The organism is Edaphosphingomonas fennica, from assembly GCF_003034225.1.
In the GTDB taxonomy this organism is placed as follows: domain Bacteria; phylum Pseudomonadota; class Alphaproteobacteria; order Sphingomonadales; family Sphingomonadaceae; genus Sphingomonas_E; species Sphingomonas_E fennica.
Window position 1 is genome coordinate 58,380 of record NZ_PHHF01000065.1, and the last position, 23,213, is coordinate 81,592.

The window sequence follows — 23,213 nt, forward strand, 5'->3', positions numbered from 1 at the left end:
TTGCGCGGGCCGATCATCGCCATCCAGTTCCTGACGCGCATCCCGACACCGCAGATCCGGGATTTCGACCCTGCCGAGATGGCGGCCGCGATCCGCTGGTTTCCCGCCGTGGGCCTGCTGGTGGGCGCGATCGTGGCGGGCGCCTGGTGGCTGGGGGCACGGATCGACCCCTGGGCCGCCGGCCTCGCCGGCCTCGTCGCCTGGGTGCTGGTGACGGGCGCGCTCCACCTCGACGGGCTGGGCGACCTTGCCGACGCGCTGGGCGCAAGCCACCGCGATCCCGAACGGCTGCTGGCGGTGATGAAGGACCCGCATGTCGGCAGCTTCGGCGCGATCGCGCTGATCCTGCAATGCGCGGCGAAGCTGGTGCTGCTGGCATTGCTCGCCAGCCGGATCGGGCCGTGGCCGCTGCTGCTGGTGCCGGCGCTGGCGCGGATCGGCCCGCTCGCCTGGACCCGCTGGCTGCCCCCGCTGGGCAGCGGCCTGGCCGAGCGATTCGCCTGGGCGGTGCGCCCGGCGGACATCCTGATCTGGTCGATCGCGGCGCTGGCCGCCTTCGCCCTGTTCCCGCCGCTGGCGATGGCGCTGCCGCTGGTGGCCGGCTGGGGCCTGTGGCTGCGCTGGCGGCTGGGCGGCGCCAGCGGCGACTGCCACGGCGCGGGAATAGAGCTGGTGGAAACCGGTTTGCTCGCCGCCCTGCTGGTGGCGGCGGGATGAGGCGGCGCGAGGTCGGGCGCTGATCCCGCCACCCTTCTCCAACCTCGTCATTCCCGCGCAGGCGGGAAGCCATTGTGTCGGGAGCTATCGGCTCAATCGGGCCAGCCGCATCCATGGATTAGCTACGCTGGCCTAGGGCTCCCGCCTTCGCGGAATGACGAGGGGTTGAGCGAGAAGGACGACAGGGAGCCAGCACCGGGCCGGCTCCCCGCCGCTTCGTCAGATGTGGATCGGCAGCCCCTGCACCGCCATCGCCGCTTCCTTGAGCGCCTCGGGGTGGGTCGGGTGCGCGTGGCAGGTGTAGGCGATATCTTCGGACGTGGCGCCGAATTCCATCGCCTGCGCCGCCTGCGCGATCATCGTGCCGGCGACCGACGCGACGATCCACACGCCGAGCACGCGATCGCTCTTGGCGTCCGCGATCACCTTCACGAAGCCGGCCGTGTCGTCGATCGTCTTGGCGCGGCTGTTGGCGAGCATCGGGAACTTGCCGACCTTCACCTCGCCGCGTTCCTTCGCCTGTTCCTCGGTGAGGCCGACGCCGGCGATTTCCGGGCTGGTGTAGACGACCGACGGAATCACGTCATGGTTCACGATGCCGGTGAGGCCCGCGATATTCTCGGCCACGGCAATGCCTTCATCCTCGGCCTTGTGCGCGAGCATCGGGCCGGGGACGACATCGCCGATCGCCCAGATGCCGGGAACGGCGGTGGCGAAATCATGGTCGATATCGACCTGGCCGCGCTGGTTGACGGCAAGCCCCGCCTTGTCGAGCGCCAGCCCGTCGGTGTTGGGGCGGCGGCCGATGGCGACCAGGACGACGTCCGCCTCGATCGTCTGCGCTTCGCCGCCCGCGGCGGGCTCCACCGTCAGCACGGCGCCGTCGCCCTTGCGCTCGACCTTGGTGACCTTGGTCGAGGTCTTGATGTCGAAGCCCTGCTTCTTGAACAGCTTGGCGGCTTCCTTGCGGACTTCGCCATCCATGCCCGGCAGGATCTGGTCGAGATATTCGACGACGGTGACCTGCGCGCCGAGGCGGCGCCACACCGATCCCAGCTCCAGGCCGATCACGCCGCCGCCGATGACGACCATGTGGCCCGGCACCTTGGCCAGTTCCAGCGCGCCGGTGGAATCGACGATCACCTCGTTATCGACCGTGACGCCCGGCAGCGGGGTGACGGACGATCCGGTGGCGATGACGATGTTCTTCGCCCGGTAGGTCTTGCCGGCGACTTCCACCGTATCCTTGCCGGTGAAGGCGGCGCGGCCCTTCAGCCATTCCACCTTGTTCTTCTTGAACAGGAATTCGATGCCGCCGGTCAGGCCCTTCACGGCCTTCAGCCGCTGGCCGTGCATGGCATCGAGATCGAGGCTGGCGCCGTCGATCTTCACGCCGAACTTGGCGAGCGCGCCCGAATGGGCTTCCTCATAGAGGTGCGAGGAGTGGAGCAGCGCCTTGGAGGGGATGCAGCCGACGTTGAGGCAGGTGCCGCCCAGCGTTTCGCGGCTTTCCGCGCAGGCCGTCTTCAGGCCGAGCTGCGCGGCGCGGATCGCGGCGACATAGCCGCCCGGGCCGGAACCGATGACGAGAACGTCGAAATCATAATCGGACATTCGTTTTCTCCTCGTCACCCCCGCCGGAGCGGGGGTCCATATAGCCCAGAAAGGCGGCGATATGGATTCCCGCCTGCGCGGGAATGACGGTCAAAGGGGCAAGGATCAGAGGTCGATGAGGAGGCGGGTCGGATCCTCGATCGCTTCCTTGATGCGGACGAGGAAGGTGACCGCTTCGCGACCGTCGATCAGGCGGTGATCGTAGCTGAGCGCCAGATACATCATCGGGCGCGCGACGATCTGGCCGTCGCGGACGACCGGGCGTTCCTCGATGCGGTGCAGGCCCAGCACCGCCGACTGCGGCGGGTTGATGATCGGGCTGGACAGGAGCGATCCGAACACGCCGCCGTTGGAGATGGTGAAGGTGCCGCCCTTCATCTCCTCCATCTTCAGCGTGCCGTCCTTGGCGCGCCGGCCGAAATCGGCGATCGTCTTCTCGATGCCGGCGAAGCTCAGCTTGTCGGCATCGCGCACCACCGGCACGACCAGGCCCTGCGGGGCCGAGACCGCGACCGAGATATCGACATAATCGCGATAGACGATCTCATCGCCCTCGATCGAGGCGTTGACCGCCGGCACGTCGCGCGCCGCCAGCACCGCCGCCTTGGCGAAGAAGCTCATGAAGCCGAGGCGGATGCCGTGCTTCTTCTCGAACAGGTCCTTGTAGCGGTTGCGCGCATCGATAACGGCCGTCATGTCGACGTCGTTATAGGTGGTGAGCATCGCGGCGGTGTTCTGCGCGTCCTTGAGGCGAGCGGCGACCGTCTTGCGCAGGCGCGTCATGCGCACGCGCTCTTCCTTGCGCTCGCCGGAAACGGCGAAGCTGGCGGCCGGGGCCGAGACGGCGGGCGCGGGCGCCGCAGCGGCGGGCGCCGCCGCCGGCTTCTGCGTCTTGGCGGCGAGAAGCACGTCGTCCTTCGTCAGGCGGCCGTCCTTGCCGGTGCCCTTGATCTTCGAAGGATCGAGCCCGTATTCCAGCACGACGCGGCGAACGGCGGGCGACAGCGTCTTGGGATCGCCGTCATCCTCCTCGACCGGCGCGGAGGCCGGCTCCGCCGGGGCGGCGGCCTCGGCCTGGCCCACGGCGTTGCGATCGGCCACGGCCGGGGTGGCCGCGGTCGAAGCGGCGGCGCCTTCGTTGATGATCGCGATCACGGCATCGACGAGGACGGTATCGCCCTCGGCCACCACCTGCTCGCCCATCACGCCATCGACCGGCGAATTGACTTCCACCGCAACCTTATCGGTTTCGAGGCTGGCGATCGGCTCATCGGCCTTCACCGCCTCGCCCGGCGCCTTCAGCCACTGGCCGAGCGTCGCTTCGGTGATGGATTCGCCCAGCGTGGGCACCTTGACTTCGGTCGCCATGTCTCAGTTCGCCTTCACTTCATGGCCAAGCGCTTCCGCAACGAGCGCCGCCTGCTGTTCCACATGCTTGCGTGCGAGGCCGGTGGCCGTCGCCGCGGATGCCTTGCGGCCCGCGTAGATCGCGCGGACCGGGCCGACGCCCGCTTCCTTCAGACACTCCTCCAGGATCGGTTCGACGAAGAACCATGCCCCGTTATTCTTGGGTTCTTCCTGGGCCCACACCACCGTTTCGAGATTGGGCATCCGCGCCAGCCGCTTGACGAGCGCCTCGGCCGGGAACGGATAGATCTGCTCGATCCGGATGATCGTGGTGTTCTTGTCGCCCGCGGCGTCGCGCGCCTCGGCGAGGTCGTAGAAGACCTTGCCCGAGCAGAGCACGACGCGCTTCACATCCTGGTCCGCCGGTGCGTTCGGATCGGAAAGGATGCGCTTGAAGTGGCTGTCGCCCATGAATTCGTCGATCGTCGACACCGCCGCCTTGTGGCGGAGCAGCGACTTCGGCGTCATGATGATCAGCGGCTTGCGGAAATTGCGGTGCATCTGCCGGCGCAGCACGTGGAAGTAATTGGCCGGCGTCGTGATGTTGCACACCTGCATATTATCTTCCGCGCAAAGCTGCAGATAGCGTTCCAGGCGGGCGGAGCTGTGCTCCGGCCCCTGCCCTTCATAGCCGTGCGGCAGCAGCATGACGAGGCCGTTGGCGCGCAGCCACTTCGCCTCGCCCGCGGCGATGAACTGGTCGATCATCACCTGCGCGCCATTGGCGAAATCGCCGAACTGCGCTTCCCACAGCACCAGCGTGTTGGGCGCGGTGGAGGCATAGCCATATTCGAAGCCGAGCACGCCGAACTCGCTGAGCGGGCTGTCCAGCACCTGGAAGCGGCGGTCGAGCGTGGAGAGCGGGACATATTTGTGCCCGTCCTTCTGGTCCGTCCAGGCCGCATGGCGCTGGCTGAAGGTGCCGCGGCCCGAATCCTGGCCCGACAGGCGGACCGGATAGCCTTCCACCAGCAGCGAACCGAAGGCCAGCGCCTCGCCGGTCGCCCAGTCGAAGCCTTCGCCCGTCTCGAACATCGCCTTCTTGGCATCGAGGATGCGGTTCAACGTCTTGTGGATGTTGAAGCCTTCCGGGACGGTCGTCAGCACGCCGGCCACGCGGTCCAGCGTCTCGCGGCTGATGCCGGTATTGGCGGCACGGCGCTCGGTGATCGCCTCGCGCGGGGCGGCGAAGCCGCTCCAGTCGCCCTCGAACCAGTCCGCCTTGTTGACGCGGAAGCCCTTGGCGGCATCGAACTCGCCCTCGAGCATCTTGACGAATTCCTCGACCTGGCTGTCGAGCCAGGCCTGATCGATCACGCCTTCCGCCTTCAGCCGGGCGGCGTAGAGCTCGGACACCGGCGGATGCTTGCGGATCGCATCATACATCAGCGGCTGGGTGAAGCCGGGCTCGTCGCTCTCATTGTGGCCGAAGCGGCGATAGCACCACATGTCGATCACCACGTCGCGCTTGAAGGCGACGCGGAATTCGGTGGCCAGCTTGCAGGCGAAGGTGACGGCTTCGGGATCGTCGCCGTTCACATGGATGATCGGCGCCTGCACCATCTTCGCGATATCCGACGGATAGGGCGAGGAGCGCGCGAATTGCGGGCTGGTGGTGAAGCCGACCTGGTTGTTGATGACGAAATGGATCGTGCCGCCGGTATTATAGCCGGCGAGGCCCGAAAAGCCGAAGCATTCCATGATGATGCCCTGGCCCGCAAAGGCCGCGTCGCCATGGAGCAGGATCGGCACCACCTTGCCGCGCTCGAGATCGTCGAGCTTGGTCTGCTTGGCGCGCGCCTTGCCCAGCACCACGGGATCGACCGCCTCGAGGTGCGAGGGGTTGGGCGCGAGGCTCAGGTGGACGAGATTGCCGTCGAACTCGCGGTCGGTGGAGGTGCCGAGGTGATATTTCACGTCGCCCGATCCGCCGACATCCTCCGGATTGGCGGAACCGCCGGCGAATTCGCTGAAGATGGCGCGATAGGGCTTTTCCATCACGTTCGCGAGGACGTTCAGGCGGCCGCGATGGGCCATGCCGATCACCACCTCGCGCACGCCGCCGGCGCCGCTATATTTGATGACGCTTTCCAGCGCCGGCACCATGGATTCGCCGCCGTCGAGGCCGAAGCGCTTGGTGCCGACATATTTGCGGCCCAGGAACTTCTCCCACTGCTCGGCGTGGATCACCTTGGAAAGGATGGCCTTCTTGCCCAGCTCGGTGAACTGGATCTCCTTGTCGCGGCCTTCCATCCGCTCCTGCAGGAAGCGGCGCTCCTCAATGTCGGAGATGTGCATATATTCGAGGCCGACATGGCCGCAATAATTGCGCTGGAGGATCGCCACGACCTCGCGGATCGTGCCGCGCTCCAGCCCCAGCGTGCCGCCGAGGTAGATCGGACGATCGAGGTCCGCGCCGAAGAAGCCGTGGAATTCCGGCGTCAGATCGGCGGGCAGATCGCGCTTGGAAAGGCCCAGCGGATCGAGATCGGCGCCCAGATGGCCGCGCACCCGATAGGAGCGGATCAGCATCACCGCGCGGATCGAGTCGGAGGCGGCGGCAACGATATCCTCGGACGAGATGGACGGCTTGGCCGGGGCGGATGCGGCCGGAACGGGGGCGCCGCCCTTGGCGGGCTTGGGCGGCAGGGCCGACTGGGTGGGGTCGAGGCCGGCGGTCAGCGCATCGGTATCGGTGGGGGGCCAGTTCGATCGCGCCCAGGAGGGGGAAGAAACCGTCGCCGCCAAGCCTTCGAAATATGTCCGCCAGCTCGGTTCGACCGATGCCGGATCGGCCTCGAAGCGCCGGTACAGCGCCTCCACGAAGGAAGGACTAACTCCCTCCAACTCGTCGAAACCCAGACCCTCGATACCCATTTTGCCGTCCTTGCGCGGATGCCGCGCCTTGGTTTGCACGCACCGGCGCCGAACGCACCGGCCAGTGGCTTTTACACGATGCCGGCAGCGGATGCGCCGACTTGTTCACAGTATTTAGGACGGAAAGCAGTCCCGCCAAACCGCTTCCCGCCCCACTTTATTGTCCAGCACCTTTCGCCTCCCTTTCCCACGGGGAGGCGGAAGATCGCCCGCTTCAGCCCTTCAGGACCTCCACCAGCGTCGTGCCCAGCTCCGACGGGCTGGCCGCGACGCGGATGCCCGCCGCTTCCATCGCCGCGATCTTGTCCTCGGCGCCGCCCTGGCCACCGGAGACGATCGCGCCGGCATGGCCCATGCGGCGGCCCGGAGGCGCCGTGCGGCCGGCGATGAAGCCGACCATCGGCTTCTTGCGGCCCTTCTTAGCCTCATCCCGCAGGAATTGCGCGGCTTCTTCCTCGGCCGAACCGCCAATTTCCCCGATCATGATGATCGATTTCGTCGCTTCATCGGCCAGGAACAGCTCGAGCACGTCGATGAAGTTGGTGCCGTTCACCGGATCGCCGCCGATACCGACAGCGGTGGTCTGGCCGAGGCCGGCGTTGGAGGTCTGGAACACGGCTTCATAGGTAAGCGTGCCGGAGCGCGAGACAACACCCACCGAACCCTGGCGGAAGATCGAGCCGGGCATGATGCCGATCTTGCATTCGTTCGGGGTGAGAACGCCGGGGCAGTTCGGGCCGATCAGGCGCGACTTGGAACCCTGGAGCGCACGCTTCACGCGCACCATGTCCAGCACCGGAATGCCCTCGGTGATGCAGACGATCAGCGGCACTTCCGCGTCGATCGCCTCCAGGATCGAATCCGCGGCGAAGGGCGGCGGAACGTAGATCACGCTGGCATCGGCGCCGGTGGCGGCGACGGCCTCGTGAACCGTGTCATAATTGGGCAGGCCGAGATGGGTGGTGCCGCCCTTGCCGGGGGTGACGCCCGCCACCATCTGCGTGCCATAGGCCAGCGCCTGTTCCGTATGGAAGCTGCCGGTGTTGCCGGTCATCCCCTGGGTGATGACCTTGGTGTTCTTGTTGACGAGAATCGACATCGGTTTTGTTCGCCCTTTGCTGGGGAAGCGGAAAGATTAAGCGAGGCTCGGATCGATGCCCTTGCAGGCGACCAGCAGTTCCTTGACCGCATCGACGGAGACCTGGAGGTTGGCCTTCGCCTCGTCATCGAGCTTGATCTCGACGATCTGCTCGACGCCGCCGGCGCCGATCACCACCGGCACGCCGACATAGAGGCCGTCCACGCCGTACTTGCCTTCGACATAGGCGGCGCAGGGCAGCAGGCGCTTCTGATCGTTCAGATAGGCCTCGGCCATCGCGATGCCGCTGGTGGCCGGCGCATAATAAGCCGATCCGGTCTTGAGCAGGCCGACGATCTCGCCGCCGCCCGAGCGGGTGCGCTGCACGATCGCGTCGATGCGCTCCTTGGTGGAACGGCCCTGCTCGATCAGGTCGGGGATCGGGATGCCCGCGACGGTGGAATATTCGACCACCGGCACCATGGTGTCGCCATGGCCGCCGAGCACGAAGCTGTTCACGTCGCGAACGGAGACCTGGAATTCCTCGGCAAGGAAGTGGCTGAAGCGCGCCGAATCGAGCACGCCGGCCATGCCGACCACCTTGTTGTGCGGCAGGCCGGAGAATTCGCGCAGCGCCCACACCATCGCGTCCAGCGGGTTGGTGATGCAGATCACGAACGCATCCGGCGCATTGGCCTTGATGCCCTCGCCCACGGCCTTCATGACCTTGAGGTTGATGCCCAGCAGGTCATCGCGGCTCATGCCCGGCTTGCGGGCGACGCCGGCGGTGACGATGATGACGTCCGCGCCCGCGATATCGGCATAGTCGTTCGTGCCGGTGATCTTCGCGTCGAAACCCTCGATGGGACCGCACTGGCTGAGATCGAGCGCCTTGCCCTGGGGAACGCCCTCGACGACGTCGAACAGGACGATGTCGCCCAGTTCCTTGATCGCCGCGAGATGAGCGAGCGTGCCGCCGATATTGCCTGCGCCGATAAGCGCGATCTTCTTCCTGGACATGCGCGTGCCTTCAAGGGTTCGAGTTGGCTTAGGAAGGCGGCCGCGGCGAGCGTCCGCCCGTGAAACGGCGTCCGCTTAGACCCATGGGACGCACGGGGCAACCGCCCGCGGCGCCATTCGGGACAGTTTTTGTTGCGGCTGCTGCCATCACCGCTTTCCATTGATGTCGTCCGGCCCGATCCGGGACCATATCAGGGCAACAGGAAACGATGGCCTATCGATCGTTTCCATCCTTCGCATCAAGGCGACGCTTCACCCGCCCTTGAGGACAAGAAATGTCCTTGGCCGGCTGGGCCGCCATGTCCCGCCTTTCCCTTCAGGGTAGCGGGAAAGGATGGCAGGGGCGCCTCAGGCGTCGATCGCTTCCTCGTCGAACTGGGCGGCATTGGCCTGGATGAAGGCGAAGCGGTGCTCGGGATTCTTGCCCATCAGCCGGTCGACCAGATCGCGCACGCTCTGCCGCTCCTCATATTCCTGCGGCAGGACGACGCGGATCAGGCTGCGCTTCGCCGGGTCCATCGTCGTTTCGCGAAGCTGCTGGGGGTTCATCTCGCCCAGGCCCTTGAAGCGGCTGACCTCGACCTTCTTGCCCTTGAACTCGGTCGCCTCCAGCTCGGCGCGGTGCGCATCGTCGCGGGCGTAGGCGCTCTTGGCGCCGGCCACGATCCGGTAGAGCGGCGGCTGGGCGAGATAGAGATGCCCGCGCCGCACGACTTCCGGCATTTCCTGGAAGAAGAAGGTCATCAGCAGCGTGGCGATATGGGCTCCGTCGACGTCGGCGTCGCTCATCACCACGATGCGCTCGTAGCGCAGCAGATCGGGATTGCACTTGTCGCGCACGCCGCAGCCCAGCGCCTGGATGAGATCGGCGATTTCCTGATTGGCGAGGATCTTGGCGGACGAGGCCGAGGCCACGTTCAATATCTTGCCCCGGATCGGCAGGATCGCCTGCGTCTTGCGATCGCGCGCCTGCTTGGCCGATCCGCCGGCCGAATCGCCTTCGACGATGAACAATTCGGTGCCGGCGGGATCGTCGTTCGCGCAATCGGTGAGCTTGCCCGGCAGGCGCAGCTTGCGCCCGGCCGTCGCCGTCTTGCGCTTGACCTCGCGTTCGGCCTTGCGGCGCAGGCGTTCGTCCATCCGATCCAGCACGAAGGCGAGCAGCGCCTTGCCGCGTTCCATATTGTCCGCGAGGAAATGATCGAAATGGTCGCGGATCGCCTTCTCCACGAGGCCGGCGGCCTCGGGGCTGGTCAGCCGGTCCTTCGTCTGGCTCTGGAACTGCGGATCGCGGATGAAGACGGAGAGCATCAGCTCCGATCCGGTCATCACGTCGTCCGCCGTCAGGTCCTTCGCCTTCTTCTGGCCGACCAGCTCGGCGAAGGCGCGCATCCCCTTCACCAGCCCGGCGCGCAGGCCGTTTTCATGGGTGCCGCCATCGGGCGTGGGGATGGTGTTGCAATAATAGGAATAGCTGCCTTCGGACCAGAGCGGCCAGGCGACCGCCCATTCCACCGATCCTTGCGCGTTCGGGAAATCCTGCTTGCCCGAAAAGAAATTCGCGGTCGCGCACTCGCGGCCGGCAATCTGTTCCTGCAAGTGATCGGCCAGCCCGCCGGGAAACTGGAAGACGGCCTCGGCCGGCGTATCGTCCCCGATCAGCGAGGGATCGCAGCGCCAGCGTATCTCAACCCCGGCATAGAGATAGGCCTTGGACCGGGCGAGCCGATAGAGCCGGCCGGGCCGGAAATGGGCGGCCGGGCCGAATATCTCCGGGTCCGGCGTGAAGGACACGCTGGTGCCGCGCCGGTTGGGGGCGGCGCCCACGGTTTCCAGCTTCGAGGTCGGATGCCCCTTGGAGAAGGTCTGGCGGAAAAGCTCCCGATTGCGGGCGACCTCGATCACCGTATCCACCGACAGCGCGTTGACGACGCTGACGCCCACGCCGTGCAGGCCGCCCGAGGTGGCATAGGCCTTGTCGCTGAACTTGCCGCCGGAATGGAGCGTGGTGAGGATCACCTCCAGCGCCGACTTGCCCGGAAATTTCGGATGCGGATCGACCGGGATGCCCCGGCCGTTATCGGCGATGGTGATGCGGTTGCCGGCCGCCAGCGTCACCTCGATCCGCGTCGCATGGCCGGCGACGGCCTCGTCCATCGCATTGTCCAGCACCTCGGCGGCGAGGTGATGGAAGGCGCGCTCGTCCGTGCCGCCGATATACATGCCGGGGCGACGGCGAACCGGCTCCAGCCCTTCCAGCACCTCGATCGCCGAGGCATCGTAATTTCCGGAGCTGGTGGAGGGAGTGGAAGCGAAGAGATCGTCAGCCATGGCGGAACGTATAGGGGGTGGATTCGCCGGCCGCCAGCCCCCCGCGCATGGCGGGGAGCGACACCACCCCCTTATGCCTCACTTCTTCCCCAGCGCCGTCAGGGCCGCCGTCACCATCGCTTCGGTGGCGGTGGAGATGGTGATGTCGGGATCGGGCGCCCAGAAGGGGCTGTGGATCGAGGGGAGCTTGGTCACGTCGCCGCCGGCCTTGTCCCAGCTCGCCTTCGATACGCCGCCCACCCAGAAGAGCAGCGACTGGATATTATCCTTGTCCGCCAGGTAGAACTGGCTGAAATCCTCGCCCCCCATCTGCGCGCGGAGCAGGCGGACGCGATCCTTGCCGAAACGATCGGCGAAGGCGGTGGTGATGGTGTTGGTGAGCGGCTGGGTGTTGAAGGTGGCGGGCGTGATGCCGTCCTTCAGCGCCATCACCGGCATGCGATCCTCCGGCATGCCGGCGGCGATCGCCTCGCCTTTGGCGATGCGGATGATGCCGTCCAGCAGGGTCTTGCGCACTTCCGGCGTGTAGCTGCGGACCGTGAGCTGCAGCTTCACCTCATCCGGGATGATGTTGTGCTTGGTGCCGCCGATGAAGCTGCCGACCGTGACCACGCCCGATTCCAGCGGATCGATCTCCCGCGAGACCAGCGTCTGCAGCGCGGTGACGATGCGGGCGGCCAGCACGATCGGGTCCTTGGCAAGCTGGGGATAGGCGCCGTGGCCGCCGATGCCCTTCACCGTCAGGTCGACGGTGTCGACATTGGCCATCGTATAGCCATCGGCATAGCCGATCACGCCGGCCGGCAGCGCGGCCGAATCATGGAAGGCGATGACGGTGGAGGGCTTGGGAAAGCGGGTATAGAGCCCGTCGTCCAGCATCGCCTTGGCGCCGGAGCCGATCTCCTCCGCCGGCTGGCCGACCATGACGAGCGTGCCGGACCACTGATCCTTCATCGCCGCCATCCGCCGGGCGGTGGCGATCCAGGCCGTCATGTGCGTATCGTGGCCGCAGGCGTGCATCACGCCGGTTTCGGCGCCCTCGCGGGTGAGCGCCTTCACCTTGCTGGCATAGGGCACGCCCGTCTGCTCGACGAGGGGAAGCGCGTCCATATCGGCGCGGAGCAGCACGACCGGGCCGGGGCCGTTCTTCATCACCGCGACGACGCCCGTCTTGCCGACGCCGGTCGTCACCTCGAAGCCGGCCTTCTTCGCCTCGGCCGCGAGCTTCGCCGCGCTCTTCACCTCCTGGAAGCTCAGTTCCGGATTGGCGTGCAGATCGCGATAGATGGTGAGCAGCGACGGCATGTCGGCGCGCACCGCATCGGACAGCGTGTCGGCCGCCGCGGGGGTGGAAAGAAGGCCGATCAGGGCCAGGGCGGGCAGCGCTTTCTTCATGGCGACTCCGAAAATTCAGTATCCGGCGGTTTTTCTGGCAGGAAGGTTATCCGAGGGAAAGGGATTCAATCTTGCGCCACAGTCGGTTATGGCCGCCCGGACCGTAGCGGAGGACGCCCGTGACCGACAGTGAAGCCCTTGCCCGCATCGCCGCCGCGCTGGAACGGATCGCGCCGCCGCCGCCGCCCGATGGCGATCCCGCCGCGCATCCGGCCTATGTGTGGCACATGGGGGCGCTGCAGCCGACCCGCGCGTTCAGGCCGATCGCGCTCGACCTGCTGACCGGGATCGACCCACAGAAGACCGCGCTGATCGAGAACAGCCGCCGGCTGGCGCACGGCCATGCCGCGCACGACGTGCTGCTGTGGGGATCGCGCGGGGCGGGCAAATCCGCGCTGGTGAAGGCGAGCGTCGGCACCCTCCAGCAGGAAGCGCTGGATATCGCGCTGATCGAGGTCGCGGGCGACGCGATCGGCACGCTGCCGCGCCTGTTCGCCCGCATCGCGGACGTGCCGCGCGCCTATGTGCTGTTCATCGACGATCTGGGCTTCGAGGAAGGGAGCGACGCGCCCCGCATCCTGCGATCGCTGCTGGAAGGCGGCGCGGAGGCGCGGCCGGCCAATGCGCGGCTCTACGTCACCTCCAACCGCCGCCACATCGTCCACCGCGACATGCGGGAGCAGGACAGCCCGATCAACCCGCGCGACGTGGTGGACGATCGCATGGCGCTGGCCGACCGCTTCGGCCTCAGCCTGGGCTTCCATGTGTGCGACCAGGATACCTATGTCGCGATGGTTTCAGGCTATGCGGCGAAGCTGGGGCTGACATTCGAACCGCAGGACGCCATCGCCTGGGCGACGCAGCGCGGCGGCCGATCGGGCCGCATCGCCTGGCAATATGTGGTGGAGCTGGCCGGGCGGGCGGGGAAATCGGTTTAAGGCCGCCAGCGTCACCCTCGCCGGAACCGCGCCACGAAGAAGCCGTCCGCGCCGCCCTGCTCCGCCAGCGCGCCGGGCAGCACGCGGACGCGGCCCGCGCCGCCCGGCACGATGCCTTCGGGCAGTTCCTCGGGCCGGATCGGATCGCGGGTGAAGCCCTGTTCGGCCGCGAAGCCATCGGCCACCATCTCGCCTTCGGCGGGTTCCAGCGAGCAGACGGCATAGATCAGCGTGCCGCCCGGCTTCACCCAGCCGGCCGCCTGGCGGAGCATCGCCGCCTGCTGTTCGGCGAAGCCGGCGATGGCGCGATCGGTGGCGCGGTGGAGCACATCGGGATGGCGGCGGAAGATGCCGGTGGCCGAGCAGGGCGCATCGAGCAGCACCGCATCGAAAACCGGGCGCGGCTCCTCCGCCATCACGTCCGCCTGCCGGACCTCGGCGGCAAGGCCGGTGCGGGCGAGATTTTCGCGGAGCCGTTCCAGCCTGGGCGCGGACAGGTCCGTCGCCGTAACCTGCCAGCCGGCGGCGGCGAGCTGCATCGTCTTGCCGCCGGGCGCGGCGCAGAGATCGAGCGCGCTGCGCCCCTCCCCCGCGCCCGCCACCCGCGCGGGCAGCGAGGCGGCGATATCCTGCACCCACCATTGTCCATCCGCGAAGCCCGGCAGATCGGCGATCGCGCCGCCACGGGCCAGGCGGACATGGCCGGGGGCGAGGCTGACGCCGCCCAGCCGTTCCGTCCATTCGGCGGTGGCGGCGGGATCGCGGAGCGTGAGATCGACCGGCGGCGGCGCGGCGATCGCAGCGCGGGCGGCATCGACCATGTCCTGCTTCCAGGCCTTGCGCCAGCGCTTCTCCACCGGACGCGGGAGCGCGGGCTGACCCGGCAGCGTGGCGCCGGCCCGCATCGCCGCGCCGAACACGCCATGAACCAGCCGGCGCGGGCCGCCATCCATCAGCGGCAGCACGGTGGCGATGGCGGCATGGGGCGGCGTGCCGAGCGCCAGCGCCTGGGCGAGCGCGATGCGCAGCGCGAAGCGGGCCTTGGCATCGTGGGGAAGCTTCTTGGCCGTGTGGGAATCGATCAGGGCATCGAGATCGGGCAGGCGGCGCAGCACTTCCGCCGCGATGGCGCGGGCGAAGGCGCGATCGTCCGCGCGGTCGATGCCCGCCGTGGCATTGCCCAGCGCCGCTTCCAGCGGCAGGCCCTGCCGCAGCACGGCATCGAGCAGGCGCATCGCGGCGCGGCGCGCGGCGACGCCGGCGGGTTCGTTATCGCTCAAATCATCTTCCCATCGGTCGTTTCCGCGCGGCCATAGAGCATTTCCAGGCCGGGCGGAAATCGCGCGCCAGGCGGATCAGCGGCGCCCGTTGGGATCGAGCGCGCTGGCGCGGCGGCGCGAAGCGGGCACCGAGGCGACGCGCGGCGCGGCCGGCCGCTGGCGGGGCAGATCGCCCATTTCCGCCGCGATCGCATCCAGCCGGGCGATGCGGTTGCCGGTATCCGGGTGGGTGGAGAAGAGATTGTCCCCGCCCCTGCCCGACAGCGCCGGCACGATATAGAGCTGGGCGGCCGCCGGGTTGCGGTCCACCACCGGATTGGGGATGCGGGCCGCGCCCTTGGCCAGCTTGGCGAGCGCGGAAGCCAGCGCGCGCGGCTTGCCGGAAATCTCGGCCCCGCCCCGGTCCGCGCCATATTCGCGGGTGCGGCTGATCGCCATCTGGACGATCATGGCCGCAAAGGGCGCCATGATGACGGCGGCGAGCGTGACGAGCATGTTCGGCCGGTTTTCGCCATGGCCGCCGAAGAACAGGCCGAAATTCGCGATCATCGATATCGCACCGGCGATCGTGGCCGTCATCGTCATGATCAGGGTATCGCGGTTGCGCACATGGGCCAGCTCATGCGCCATCACCCCTTCGATCTCGTCGCGATCGAGGATGGCGAGCAGGCCCGTCGTCGCGGCGACGGCGGCATTTTCCGGGTTCCGGCCGGTGGCGAAGGCGTTGGGGTGCGGCGAATCGATGATGTAGACCTTCGGCATCGGCAGGCCCGCGCGCCGCGCGAGGCCCTGCACCAGCCCGACGAATTCGGGGCAGTTGCCGGCGTTCACTTCGCGCGCATCGTGCATGCGCAGCACGATCTTGTCCGCATTCCAGAAGGTGAAGAGGTTCATGCCCCCCGCCACCAGAAGGGCGATGATCGCCCCGCCCGAACCGCCGATCGCATAACCCAGGCCCATGAACAGCGCGGTCATCGCCGCGAGCAGCATGGTCGTCTTCATACCGTTCATCTTGCGCTTCTACCTCCAGAGCGCAATGTGGGGCGCAGCCCCGCAATCTTCAATCGGAACCAACGCCATGTCCGGCAAGCGCCCGCCCCATGTGAAGCCGCCCGCTCATCTTTCGCCCAGCCCGCCCGTGCCGGAGCCGGCCGAATATGTACCCGACCCGGAGGAGGCGGAGGCGCGCGGCCACGATCCCGTCCGCTACGGCGACTGGGAAAGCAAAGGCATAGCGGTGGATTTCTAGGGACCTCCAGGGGGACGCGCGGCGGTTCGGGGGTAGGGGCCGCCGCGCGTCCGGGAGGGGGAGCCGCCCTAGGGGTCGGAAACGCGGCTCCGGAAGCGTGCAGGCATCTTATGACTCGGCGATGTTACAGGGCCATTGCATCCGCGAGGCCCGATCAGTCGAGCCCGGCATAGCGCGCATTGTCGACCAGCCCGATCCGGTCGATCCGCGCCCGCTTGATCGCGGCCAGCGTCTGATCGACGACGCCGTAGGGCGCCTCCCCATCGGCGCGGACATGGAGGATGGGTCCGGCCGGATCGGCGCGGTGGCCCGCCAGCCGCGCGGGCAAGGCCGCAACCGCCACCGGCGCCCCATCCCAGGAAAGCGCGCCCGAAGCCGCGATATCCAGGCGATGCACCGGCGGCGGCGCGGCATCCCGCCGCCCGTCGCCCGGCAGATCGATCGCGACCTTGTGCGTCACCACGGGCACCGTGAGGATCATCATGATGAGGAGGACGAGCAGCACGTCGATCAGCGGCGTGGTGTTCATCTCCACCATCGGGCGGGGATCGGTGAAGGGAATCGGACGATAGCGGGAACGGGCCATGGCATCCTCCTTTTCTGGAGGATACAGGATATCATAACCAATCGCCGAGGAAAGCCTATTCCGGCAGCGTAACGGGCATGGCGCGATGCGCGCGGAGCATATCGGCGACATAGACGGCAAGCCCCGCCCAGATCAGCCCGAAGGTGATGATGTGGACCGTCGTCAGCGGCTCCCCGAACAGCAATATGCCCTGGAAGAAGACCAGCGTGGGCGTGAGATACTGGATCAGCCCCATCGCCGTGTAGCGCATCCGCCGCGCCGCCGCCGCGAACAGCAGCAAGGGCGTGGTGGTGAGCAGGCCGCCGGCGATCAGCAGCAGATCGGTATCGCGATCCACGCCGAAGGCGCCCTCCCCCGTATGCGCGCACCACATGAGCCAGCCGAGCGCGACCGGCGCGAGCAGGGTCGTCTCCACGGCGAGGCCACCCAGCGCATCGATCGCCACCACCTTGCGGACAAGGCCGTAGAGCCCGAAGGTGATCGCGAGGGCGAGCGATATCCACACCGCCCCGCCCTGCGCCACCGCCATGACGATGACGCCCGCGCCCGCCAGCCCCACCGCCAGCCATTGCACCGGCCGCAGCCTTTCCTTGAGGAAGATCATGCCGAGCGCGACATTGACCAGCGGGTTGATGAAATAGCCGAGGCTCGCCTCCAGCACATGTTCGTGCAGGATCGCCCAGGTGTAGAACAGCCAGTTGAGCGCGATCAGCGTGGCGCTGACCATCAGCAGGCCGAAGGTGCCGCGCGTGCGCAGCGCCGCGCGGATGCCCTTCAGCCGGCCGAAGGCGAGGACGATGATCGCGACCAGCACGAAGGACCAGACGGTGCGGTGCGCGACGATCTGCACCGGCGGCACATGCATGATCTGCTTCAGGTAGAGCGGCAGCAGCCCCCAGATCAGATAGGCCGATAAGGCCAGGAGCACGCCGCTGCGGGCTTCATCCTGGGATGCGGAGGGAGATTGCCGGCTCATGATCGCGGCCCTTCGGCCGTCCCATGGCCGCCGTCAACCCGATATGATTTCAATCAGATGATGCCGCCGCCCAGGAACAGGCGCAGGCAGCCGATCGCGATCACGACGAGGTTGAGCGTCTGCCCTTCCTTCGATCGGGACAACAGGCCGACGATCAGCCCCACCACCGCCACGGGCAGGATCAGCCAGTTGGCCCAGCCCAGGAAGGGAATGAAGGCGAAGATCGCGAGGACCGCCGCGATGACGCCGATAAACAGGGAGATGACGTTCAGCATGGCAGGATGATCGCCTTCTCCGCTCCGCGATGCAAGCGGAAACTGTATTGCCCATATAATACACATGCGATAAGGGAAACCGACCGGAAAACTGGGGAGAAGAAAATGCGTCGCACCACCCTGCCGATCGGCCTTGCCGTAGCGGTTTCAGGCCTGTTGCTGCTCACCGCCTGCGAGGTGAAGGTGGGCCAGGACGACAAGGCCGACGCCGGCAATGGGGCGGCGGCTTCCTCGGCCGACAATGGCGGGCAGGTGTCGCTCGACATACCGGGCTTCAGCGCCAAGGTGGACGTGCCGGCGACCAGCCTCGGCAGCGACGACATGGATATAGACGGCCTGCGCCTCTATCCCGGCACCAGGGTGACGGGCGTGGACGTGAAGGCCGCGGGCGATGCGAGCGCGAACAGCGTGCGCATCAGCTACGCCAGCGCCGACGCGCCGGACAAGCTGAAGGCCTATTATGAGGCGGCGGCCAAGGACAAGGGCTTCACGTCCGCGCCTTCCACCCGCGAAGGCGCGGCCGACGTGCTGAACCTGACCAACGCCAAGGGCAAGAAGGTGCGGATCGCCATCGAGCCGGCGGGCACGGGCAGCAAGGGCGCGCTGACGATCCTGGATTGAAAGGCGGCCAGATGACCGGATCGACCAAGAACAGGCCCCACCCCCCGATCCTGGCGCTGGCTCTGGCCGCCGCCCTGTCCGGTTGCGGCAAGAGCGGCACGGCCGGCAAGGACAGTGCCGGGGGGGATGCGAGCTACCAGCTCAGCGAGAGCAACGGGCAGAGCACGCTGACCGTGCGTTCGGACAAGGGCACGGCCCGGATCGTGAGCGGCACCGGCGACGCGGCCCTGCCGGCCGGCCTTTCGCTCTATCCCGGCGCCACCGTGACCAGCAGCACCCGGATCACCGGCGAAGCGGCCGCCAGGAGCACGATATTGAGCTTCGACACGCCGGACATGCCGGCGCAGGTGATCGCTTATTACAAGGCCGGCGCCCGGAAAGCGGGCTATGCCGTCGATGCCGAGGTGAAGGCCGGCACGATGGAGATGCTGAACGGCAAGCACGGCAAGGAGGGCGGCTTCACCCTCACCGCCAATCGCGAAGGCGGCAAGACGGTGGTCAGCCTGCTCGGGAGCGCCGGCGCGCAATAGCGCGTGGCCGGAGCCCTCAGCCGCTCCGCCCGCCGGTCGCGCGATCAGGCGGCGACCGGCGCCGCCTCCATCGCGGCGCGGATCGCGGCCAGCGCATCGGCCGCCTTGGCGCCGTCCGGTCCGCCGCCCTGGGCCATGTCCGGCCGGCCGCCGCCGCCCTGCCCGCCCAGCGTCGCCACCGCCGCCTTGACGAGATCGACGGCGCTCACCTCGCCCTTCAGATCGTCGGTGACGCCGACGGCCACCGAGGCGCGCCCTTCGTTCACCGCCACCAAAGCGGCGACGCCGGAGCCGATCCGGGCCTTCTCCTCGTCGATCAGGCCGCGCAGGCCCTTGGGGTCCAGCCCCTCGATCACCTTGCCGACGAAGGCGCGGCCGGCGATGGTTTCGGACCGGGCAGCCTCCGGCGTCACGCTTGCGCCGCCGGAAAGCGCCAGCGCCTTCTTCGCATCGGCCAGCTCGCGCTCCAGCCGCTTGCGCTCCTCGACCAGCGAGAGAACGCGGGCGGGCACGTCTTCCGGCGCGGTCTTGAGCGTGGCGGCGGCTTCCTTCAGCCGGTCCTCGCGGCCGGTGAGCCAGGCGCGGGCGGCCTCGCCGGTCAGCGCCTCGATACGGCGGACGCCCGACGAGACCGCGCTTTCCGACACGATCTTGAAGAGCGCGATATCGCCCAGCGCGGCGACATGGGTGCCGCCGCACAGCTCGACCGAATAGCTGGCGCCATCGGCCGCGCCCATCGAAAGCACGCGCACCTCATCGCCATATTTCTCGCCGAACAGCGCCATGGCGCCGGCCGCGATCGCATCGTCCGGCGTCATCAGCCGGGTCATGACGTCGCCATTCTCGCGGATGTGACGGTTCACCTCGGCCTCGACCTCGGCGATCTGCTGCGCGGTCAGCGCCTTGGGGTGCGAGAAATCGAAGCGGAAGCGATCGGCCGCCACCAGGCTGCCCTTCTGCGTCACATGCCCGCCCAGATGCTTGCGCAGCGCGGCGTGCAGCAGATGGGTGGCCGAATGGTTGGCGCGGACGCGGGCGCGATATTCGACGTCGATGGCAAGCTGGACGGCATCGCCCACCTGCACCTCGCCGCCCTCGATCACGGCCTTGTGGGCGTGGATGCGGCCCAGCGGCTTCAGCGTATCGGTGACGGTGGCGAAGAAGCCGCCCTCGCCCCTAATCTCGCCGACATCGCCCATCTGGCCGCCGCTTTCGCCGTAGAAGGGCGTCTGGTTGGTGACGATCATCACCTCGTCGCCCGTCTGGGCGGCCTTCACCCGCTCGCCGTCGCGGACGATGGCGATCACGCTGCCTTCGCCGACATTGCTGCTATAGCCCGTGAACTCGGTGCCGCCGGCTTCCTCGGCAATGTCGAACCAGACGTCGTCGGACGCCTTCTCGCCCGATCCCTTCCAGGCGGCGCGGGCGGCGGCCTTCTGTTCGGCCATCGCCGCATCGAAACCGGCGCGATCGACGCCGAAGCCCTGGGCGCGGAGCGCATCTTCGGTCAGATCATAAGGGAAGCCGAACGTGTCGTAGAGCTTGAAGGCCACCGCGCCCGGCAGGGTTTCGCCCGCCTTCATCGATCCGGTCGCCTCGTCCAGCAGCCGCAGGCCGTTGGCGAGCGTCTGGCGGAAGCGGGTCTCCTCCTGCTTCAGCGTTTCCTCGATCAGCGGCTGGGCGCGGACCAGCTCGGGATAAGCGGCGCCCATCTCGGCGACCAGGGCCGGGACGAGGCGATACATCAGCGGCTCCGCAGCGCCCAGCAGATGCGCGTGGCGCATGGCGCGGCGCATGATGCGGCGGAGCACATAGCCGCGGCCCTCATTGGCCGGCAGCACGCCATCCGCCACCAGGAAGCCCGAGGCGCGGAGGTGATCGGCGATCACGCGGTGCGAGGCCTTCGCCGGCCCGGCGGTGTCGGTGCGCGTCAGCTCGCCGGAAGCCGCGATCAGCGCCTTGAAGGTGTCGGTATCGTAATTGTCGTGCACGCCCTGCAGCACGGCGGCGATCCGCTCCAGCCCCATGCCGGTGTCGATCGAGGGGCGCGGCAGGTTGACCCGCTCCTCCTTCGTCACCTGCTCATATTGCATGAAGACGAGGTTCCAGATCTCGACGAAACGGTCGCCATCCTCCTCGGGGCTGCCGGGGGGGCCGCCATAGATATGGTCGCCATGATCCCAGAAGATCTCGGAACAGGGGCCGCACGGGCCGGTATCGCCCATCGCCCAGAAATTGTCCGAGGTCGGGATGCGGATGATGCGGCTTTCCGGCAGGCCGGCGATCTTGCGCCAGAGGTCATAGGCCTCGTCGTCCGTGTGATAGACGGTGACGGTCAGCCGGTTCTTGTCGAGGCCCCATTCGCGGGTGATGAGGTTCCACGCGAGCGAGATCGCACGTTCCTTGAAATAATCGCCGAAGGAGAAATTCCCCAGCATTTCAAAGAAGGTGTGGTGCCGCGCCGTATAGCCGACATTGTCGAGATCGTTATGCTTGCCGCCGGCGCGCACGCATTTCTGCGAGGAGGTCGCCGTGGAATAGGGCCGGGTTTCGAGGCCGGTGAAGACGTTCTTGAACGGCACCATGCCCGCGTTGACGAACATCAGCGTGGGATCGTTGTGCGGCACCAGCGGCGCGGAAGGCACGATCTGATGCCCCTCGCCTCCGAAATAGTCGAGGAAGGAGCGGCGGATGTCGTTCGTCGATGTCATGCGCGCGACTTAGTGGAGCGCGCGTCTCTTCTCAAGCGGAGTCGAAGGCAAGGCGGCAGCGGCACGGCCTGCGGCGCATGTCTCGGAATAGGTACGACCAATGGCCTGGGGCAAGCCGATCCCACTGAAAAGGCCAGATAAACGTAATATCCTATCAAGCCATATAGTTAACGCGAATATAACGCACACGTAATAATCGTTAATATTTGGTTAAAAACAAGTTTTCGGCGCCGCAACAAAAAGATACCATCCCCTATCGAATCGCGCCACGGGGGCGTGGCGTGGTCGCCCTTTGGAACGGGGACTTCTCATGCAAGTATGCAAGCTTCTGGCTGGCGCAGCTTTGGCCGTTGCGGCAATCGCTTCGACACCGGCATCGGCGATCGTCATCAACCTCAACTATACAGGCGCCGGCAGCGCCAATGATTCCGCCGCCTATATGGGTTTCCTGACGGCGGCGAAATTCTGGGAAAACATGCTCGTCGGCGATTCCACGGTGAATCTGAACGTCAGCTATGCGGTGCTGGCCCCGAATGTTCTGGGATCGACGAGCAGCACGCGTGCCGACGTCAACCTGACCGACGTGGTGGCGGCGCTGGAAGCCAAGGCCACTTCCGCGCTGGACGCCAGCGCCGTCGCTGCGGTCAAGGCCCAGCTCACCAACAGCGGATCGGTGAACGCCATCACCAACACGCCCCTGCAGGGCACGCTCGGCGTGGATACCCGCTTCCGCGAATGGGACAATGATTCCAGCGAGAACAACAGCTACATCTGGGGCAACACCGCCAATCTGAAGGCGCTGGGCCTTACCACCGACATTCGCGGCAACGATTTTACGAACACGACCGACGGCAGCATCACCTTCAGCTCGCAGTTCAAGTTCGATTTCCACCCCGAGGACGGCATCGATGCCGACGCGATCGATTTCGTCGGCGTCGCGGTGCACGAGATCGGCCATGCGCTCGGCTTCGTCAGCGGCGTCGATCTCTATGACGTCTATGGCTATTCCAAGGGGCCGGCCTGGCAGCAGGGCGGGTTCGACTTCGACAATCCCGACGGCGGCCTGATGAGCGTGCTGGACCTGTTCCGCTTCAGCAACGATCCTTCCGGCCTTTCGCCCGATGGCGGGCCGGTGCTCGACTGGTCGGTCGCCGATGCCGCCTATATCGCCGCCGGGGGCAATCCCTATTTCTCGATCGACGGCGGCCTGACCCAGCTGTTCGGGGATTCGCGCTATTCCACCGGGCGCTACAATGGCGACGGCCAGCAGGCATCGCACTGGAAGGATAATCTGCCCGGCGTGCCGCAGATCGGCGTGATGGACCCGACGGTCGCCTACGGCCACCAGGACATCGTCGAGGCGCTCGATCTCGCCGCGTTCGATGCCATGGGCTACCAGCTCAACTTCGACATATTGGCCCGCCCGCGCAGCTACAGCACGGCGCAGATGCCGGCCCTGCCGGAACCGGCCACCTGGGCGCAGATGCTGCTGGGCTTCGGCGTCATCGGCGGCGCCATCCGCCGTGCCCGCCGGGAAAAGGCGGCCGCCGCCACGGCCTGAACGCCCTTTCGATCGACCTTCGGCCGGCGGATCCCATGGGTCCGCCG

19 protein-coding genes are annotated in these 23,213 nt (G+C 67.2%); 6 read left to right on the forward strand and 13 right to left on the reverse strand.

All coding sequences use genetic code 11. The features are described 5' to 3' along the window. Positions 1–717, forward strand: coding sequence for an adenosylcobinamide-GDP ribazoletransferase (gene cobS / locus CV103_RS15370; protein ID WP_070935941.1), 717 nt, complete (start codon positions 1–3; stop codon positions 715–717). A gap of 219 nt (positions 718–936) precedes the next feature. On the opposite strand, the gene lpdA is transcribed toward cobS, so the two are convergent. The 7 genes from lpdA to CV103_RS15405 all read right to left on the reverse strand — a co-directional run bounded on the left by lpdA (position 937) and on the right by CV103_RS15405 (position 12,439). Beyond that, positions 937–2,331 (reverse strand): dihydrolipoyl dehydrogenase, encoded by a 1,395-nt coding sequence (lpdA, locus tag CV103_RS15375; RefSeq protein ID WP_107395446.1) that lies wholly within the window; start codon positions 2,329–2,331, stop codon positions 937–939. Between the two features lie 105 nt (positions 2,332–2,436). After that, positions 2,437–3,699: a 2-oxoglutarate dehydrogenase complex dihydrolipoyllysine-residue succinyltransferase gene (odhB, locus tag CV103_RS15380; RefSeq protein ID WP_015457532.1), complete on the reverse strand. Its 1,263-nt coding sequence runs from the start codon at positions 3,697–3,699 to the stop codon at positions 2,437–2,439. Between the two features lie 3 nt (positions 3,700–3,702). Continuing rightward, positions 3,703–6,615, reverse strand: a complete 2,913-nt coding sequence (locus CV103_RS15385) for a 2-oxoglutarate dehydrogenase E1 component (RefSeq protein ID WP_107395476.1) — start codon at positions 6,613–6,615, stop codon at positions 3,703–3,705. A 214-nt stretch (positions 6,616–6,829) separates the two neighbouring features. Further along, entirely contained in the window at positions 6,830–7,714 is an 885-nt protein-coding gene (sucD, locus tag CV103_RS15390; protein WP_015457534.1) for a succinate--CoA ligase subunit alpha, read from the reverse strand. Between the two features lie 36 nt (positions 7,715–7,750). Beyond that, positions 7,751–8,713: a malate dehydrogenase gene (mdh, locus tag CV103_RS15395; RefSeq protein WP_015457535.1), complete on the reverse strand. Its 963-nt coding sequence runs from the start codon at positions 8,711–8,713 to the stop codon at positions 7,751–7,753. 348 nt (positions 8,714–9,061) lie between these two features. Beyond that, complete coding sequence (gene parE / locus CV103_RS15400) at positions 9,062–11,044, reverse strand: DNA topoisomerase IV subunit B (protein ID WP_015457536.1); 1,983 nt, start codon at positions 11,042–11,044, stop codon at positions 9,062–9,064. A gap of 78 nt (positions 11,045–11,122) precedes the next feature. Next, entirely contained in the window at positions 11,123–12,439 is a 1,317-nt protein-coding gene (locus CV103_RS15405; protein WP_015457537.1) for an amidohydrolase, read from the reverse strand. Between the two features lie 119 nt (positions 12,440–12,558). Here CV103_RS15405 and CV103_RS15410 point away from each other — a divergent pair, with 119 nt between their 5' ends. Continuing rightward, a complete protein-coding gene (locus CV103_RS15410; RefSeq protein WP_107395447.1) occupies positions 12,559–13,377 on the forward strand; it encodes an ATP-binding protein in 819 nt (272 codons plus the stop codon). A gap of 11 nt (positions 13,378–13,388) precedes the next feature. Here CV103_RS15410 and CV103_RS15415 read toward each other — a convergent pair whose 3' ends face one another. Then, on the reverse strand, positions 13,389–14,657 hold the full coding sequence (locus tag CV103_RS15415; protein ID WP_107395448.1) for an RsmB/NOP family class I SAM-dependent RNA methyltransferase: 1,269 nt from the start codon (positions 14,655–14,657) through the stop codon (positions 13,389–13,391). Positions 14,658–14,732: 75 nt separating this feature from the next. Then, a complete protein-coding gene (gene htpX, locus CV103_RS15420; protein ID WP_015457540.1) occupies positions 14,733–15,668 on the reverse strand; it encodes a zinc metalloprotease HtpX in 936 nt (311 codons plus the stop codon). 67 nt (positions 15,669–15,735) lie between these two features. Here htpX and CV103_RS15425 point away from each other — a divergent pair, with 67 nt between their 5' ends. Then, on the forward strand, positions 15,736–15,906 hold the full coding sequence (locus CV103_RS15425) for a DUF1674 domain-containing protein (RefSeq protein WP_070934319.1): 171 nt from the start codon (positions 15,736–15,738) through the stop codon (positions 15,904–15,906). A gap of 154 nt (positions 15,907–16,060) precedes the next feature. Here CV103_RS15425 and CV103_RS15430 read toward each other — a convergent pair whose 3' ends face one another. Genes CV103_RS15430 through CV103_RS15440 form a run of 3 tightly spaced genes read right to left on the reverse strand, consistent with a single transcriptional unit; the run spans position 16,061 to position 17,743 of the window. Further along, positions 16,061–16,492 carry an ExbD/TolR family protein gene (locus tag CV103_RS15430; protein WP_107395449.1) on the reverse strand — a complete coding sequence of 144 codons (432 nt, stop codon included), beginning with the start codon at positions 16,490–16,492 and terminating at the stop codon, positions 16,061–16,063. A 55-nt stretch (positions 16,493–16,547) separates the two neighbouring features. After that, positions 16,548–17,468 carry an EamA family transporter RarD gene (rarD, locus tag CV103_RS15435; RefSeq protein ID WP_107395450.1) on the reverse strand — a complete coding sequence of 307 codons (921 nt, stop codon included), beginning with the start codon at positions 17,466–17,468 and terminating at the stop codon, positions 16,548–16,550. Between the two features lie 53 nt (positions 17,469–17,521). Beyond that, entirely contained in the window at positions 17,522–17,743 is a 222-nt protein-coding gene (locus CV103_RS15440) for a hypothetical protein (protein ID WP_015457544.1), read from the reverse strand. Positions 17,744–17,848: 105 nt separating this feature from the next. Between CV103_RS15440 and CV103_RS15445 the strand changes: the two genes are divergently transcribed. Both CV103_RS15445 and CV103_RS15450 read left to right on the forward strand, forming a co-directional pair. Next, entirely contained in the window at positions 17,849–18,364 is a 516-nt protein-coding gene (locus CV103_RS15445; RefSeq protein ID WP_146163443.1) for a hypothetical protein, read from the forward strand. 11 nt (positions 18,365–18,375) lie between these two features. Continuing rightward, positions 18,376–18,894 carry a hypothetical protein gene (locus tag CV103_RS15450; RefSeq protein ID WP_107395477.1) on the forward strand — a complete coding sequence of 173 codons (519 nt, stop codon included), beginning with the start codon at positions 18,376–18,378 and terminating at the stop codon, positions 18,892–18,894. Positions 18,895–18,938: 44 nt separating this feature from the next. Here the strand turns inward: CV103_RS15450 and alaS are convergent, their stop codons facing one another. Continuing rightward, positions 18,939–21,605 carry an alanine--tRNA ligase gene (alaS, locus tag CV103_RS15455; RefSeq protein WP_107395452.1) on the reverse strand — a complete coding sequence of 889 codons (2,667 nt, stop codon included), beginning with the start codon at positions 21,603–21,605 and terminating at the stop codon, positions 18,939–18,941. 343 nt (positions 21,606–21,948) lie between these two features. Between alaS and CV103_RS22920 the strand changes: the two genes are divergently transcribed. Continuing rightward, entirely contained in the window at positions 21,949–23,166 is a 1,218-nt protein-coding gene (locus CV103_RS22920; protein ID WP_051128695.1) for an NF038122 family metalloprotease, read from the forward strand. Positions 23,167–23,213 lie beyond the last annotated feature (47 nt).

Bases quoted from the DNA above. Each gene is read 5' to 3' on its own strand.
- lpdA (WP_107395446.1), bottom strand. From the start codon at position 2,331: ATGTCCGATTATGATTTCGACGTTCTCGTCATCGGTTCCGGCCCGGGC.
- odhB (WP_015457532.1), bottom strand. From the start codon at position 3,699: ATGGCGACCGAAGTCAAGGTGCCCACGCTGGGCGAATCCATCACCGAA.
- CV103_RS15385 (WP_107395476.1), bottom strand. From the start codon at position 6,615: ATGGGTATCGAGGGTCTGGGTTTCGACGAGTTGGAGGGAGTTAGTCCT.
- sucD (WP_015457534.1), bottom strand. From the start codon at position 7,714: ATGTCGATTCTCGTCAACAAGAACACCAAGGTCATCACCCAGGGGATG.
- mdh (WP_015457535.1), bottom strand. From the start codon at position 8,713: ATGTCCAGGAAGAAGATCGCGCTTATCGGCGCAGGCAATATCGGCGGC.
- parE (WP_015457536.1), bottom strand. From the start codon at position 11,044: ATGGCTGACGATCTCTTCGCTTCCACTCCCTCCACCAGCTCCGGAAAT.
- CV103_RS15405 (WP_015457537.1), bottom strand. From the start codon at position 12,439: ATGAAGAAAGCGCTGCCCGCCCTGGCCCTGATCGGCCTTCTTTCCACC.
- htpX (WP_015457540.1), bottom strand. From the start codon at position 15,668: ATGAACGGTATGAAGACGACCATGCTGCTCGCGGCGATGACCGCGCTG.
- CV103_RS15425 (WP_070934319.1), top strand. From the start codon at position 15,736: ATGTCCGGCAAGCGCCCGCCCCATGTGAAGCCGCCCGCTCATCTTTCG.
- CV103_RS15430 (WP_107395449.1), bottom strand. From the start codon at position 16,492: ATGGCCCGTTCCCGCTATCGTCCGATTCCCTTCACCGATCCCCGCCCG.
- rarD (WP_107395450.1), bottom strand. From the start codon at position 17,468: ATGAGCCGGCAATCTCCCTCCGCATCCCAGGATGAAGCCCGCAGCGGC.
- CV103_RS15440 (WP_015457544.1), bottom strand. From the start codon at position 17,743: ATGCTGAACGTCATCTCCCTGTTTATCGGCGTCATCGCGGCGGTCCTC.
- CV103_RS15445 (WP_146163443.1), top strand. From the start codon at position 17,849: ATGCGTCGCACCACCCTGCCGATCGGCCTTGCCGTAGCGGTTTCAGGC.
- CV103_RS15450 (WP_107395477.1), top strand. From the start codon at position 18,376: ATGACCGGATCGACCAAGAACAGGCCCCACCCCCCGATCCTGGCGCTG.
- alaS (WP_107395452.1), bottom strand. From the start codon at position 21,605: ATGACATCGACGAACGACATCCGCCGCTCCTTCCTCGACTATTTCGGA.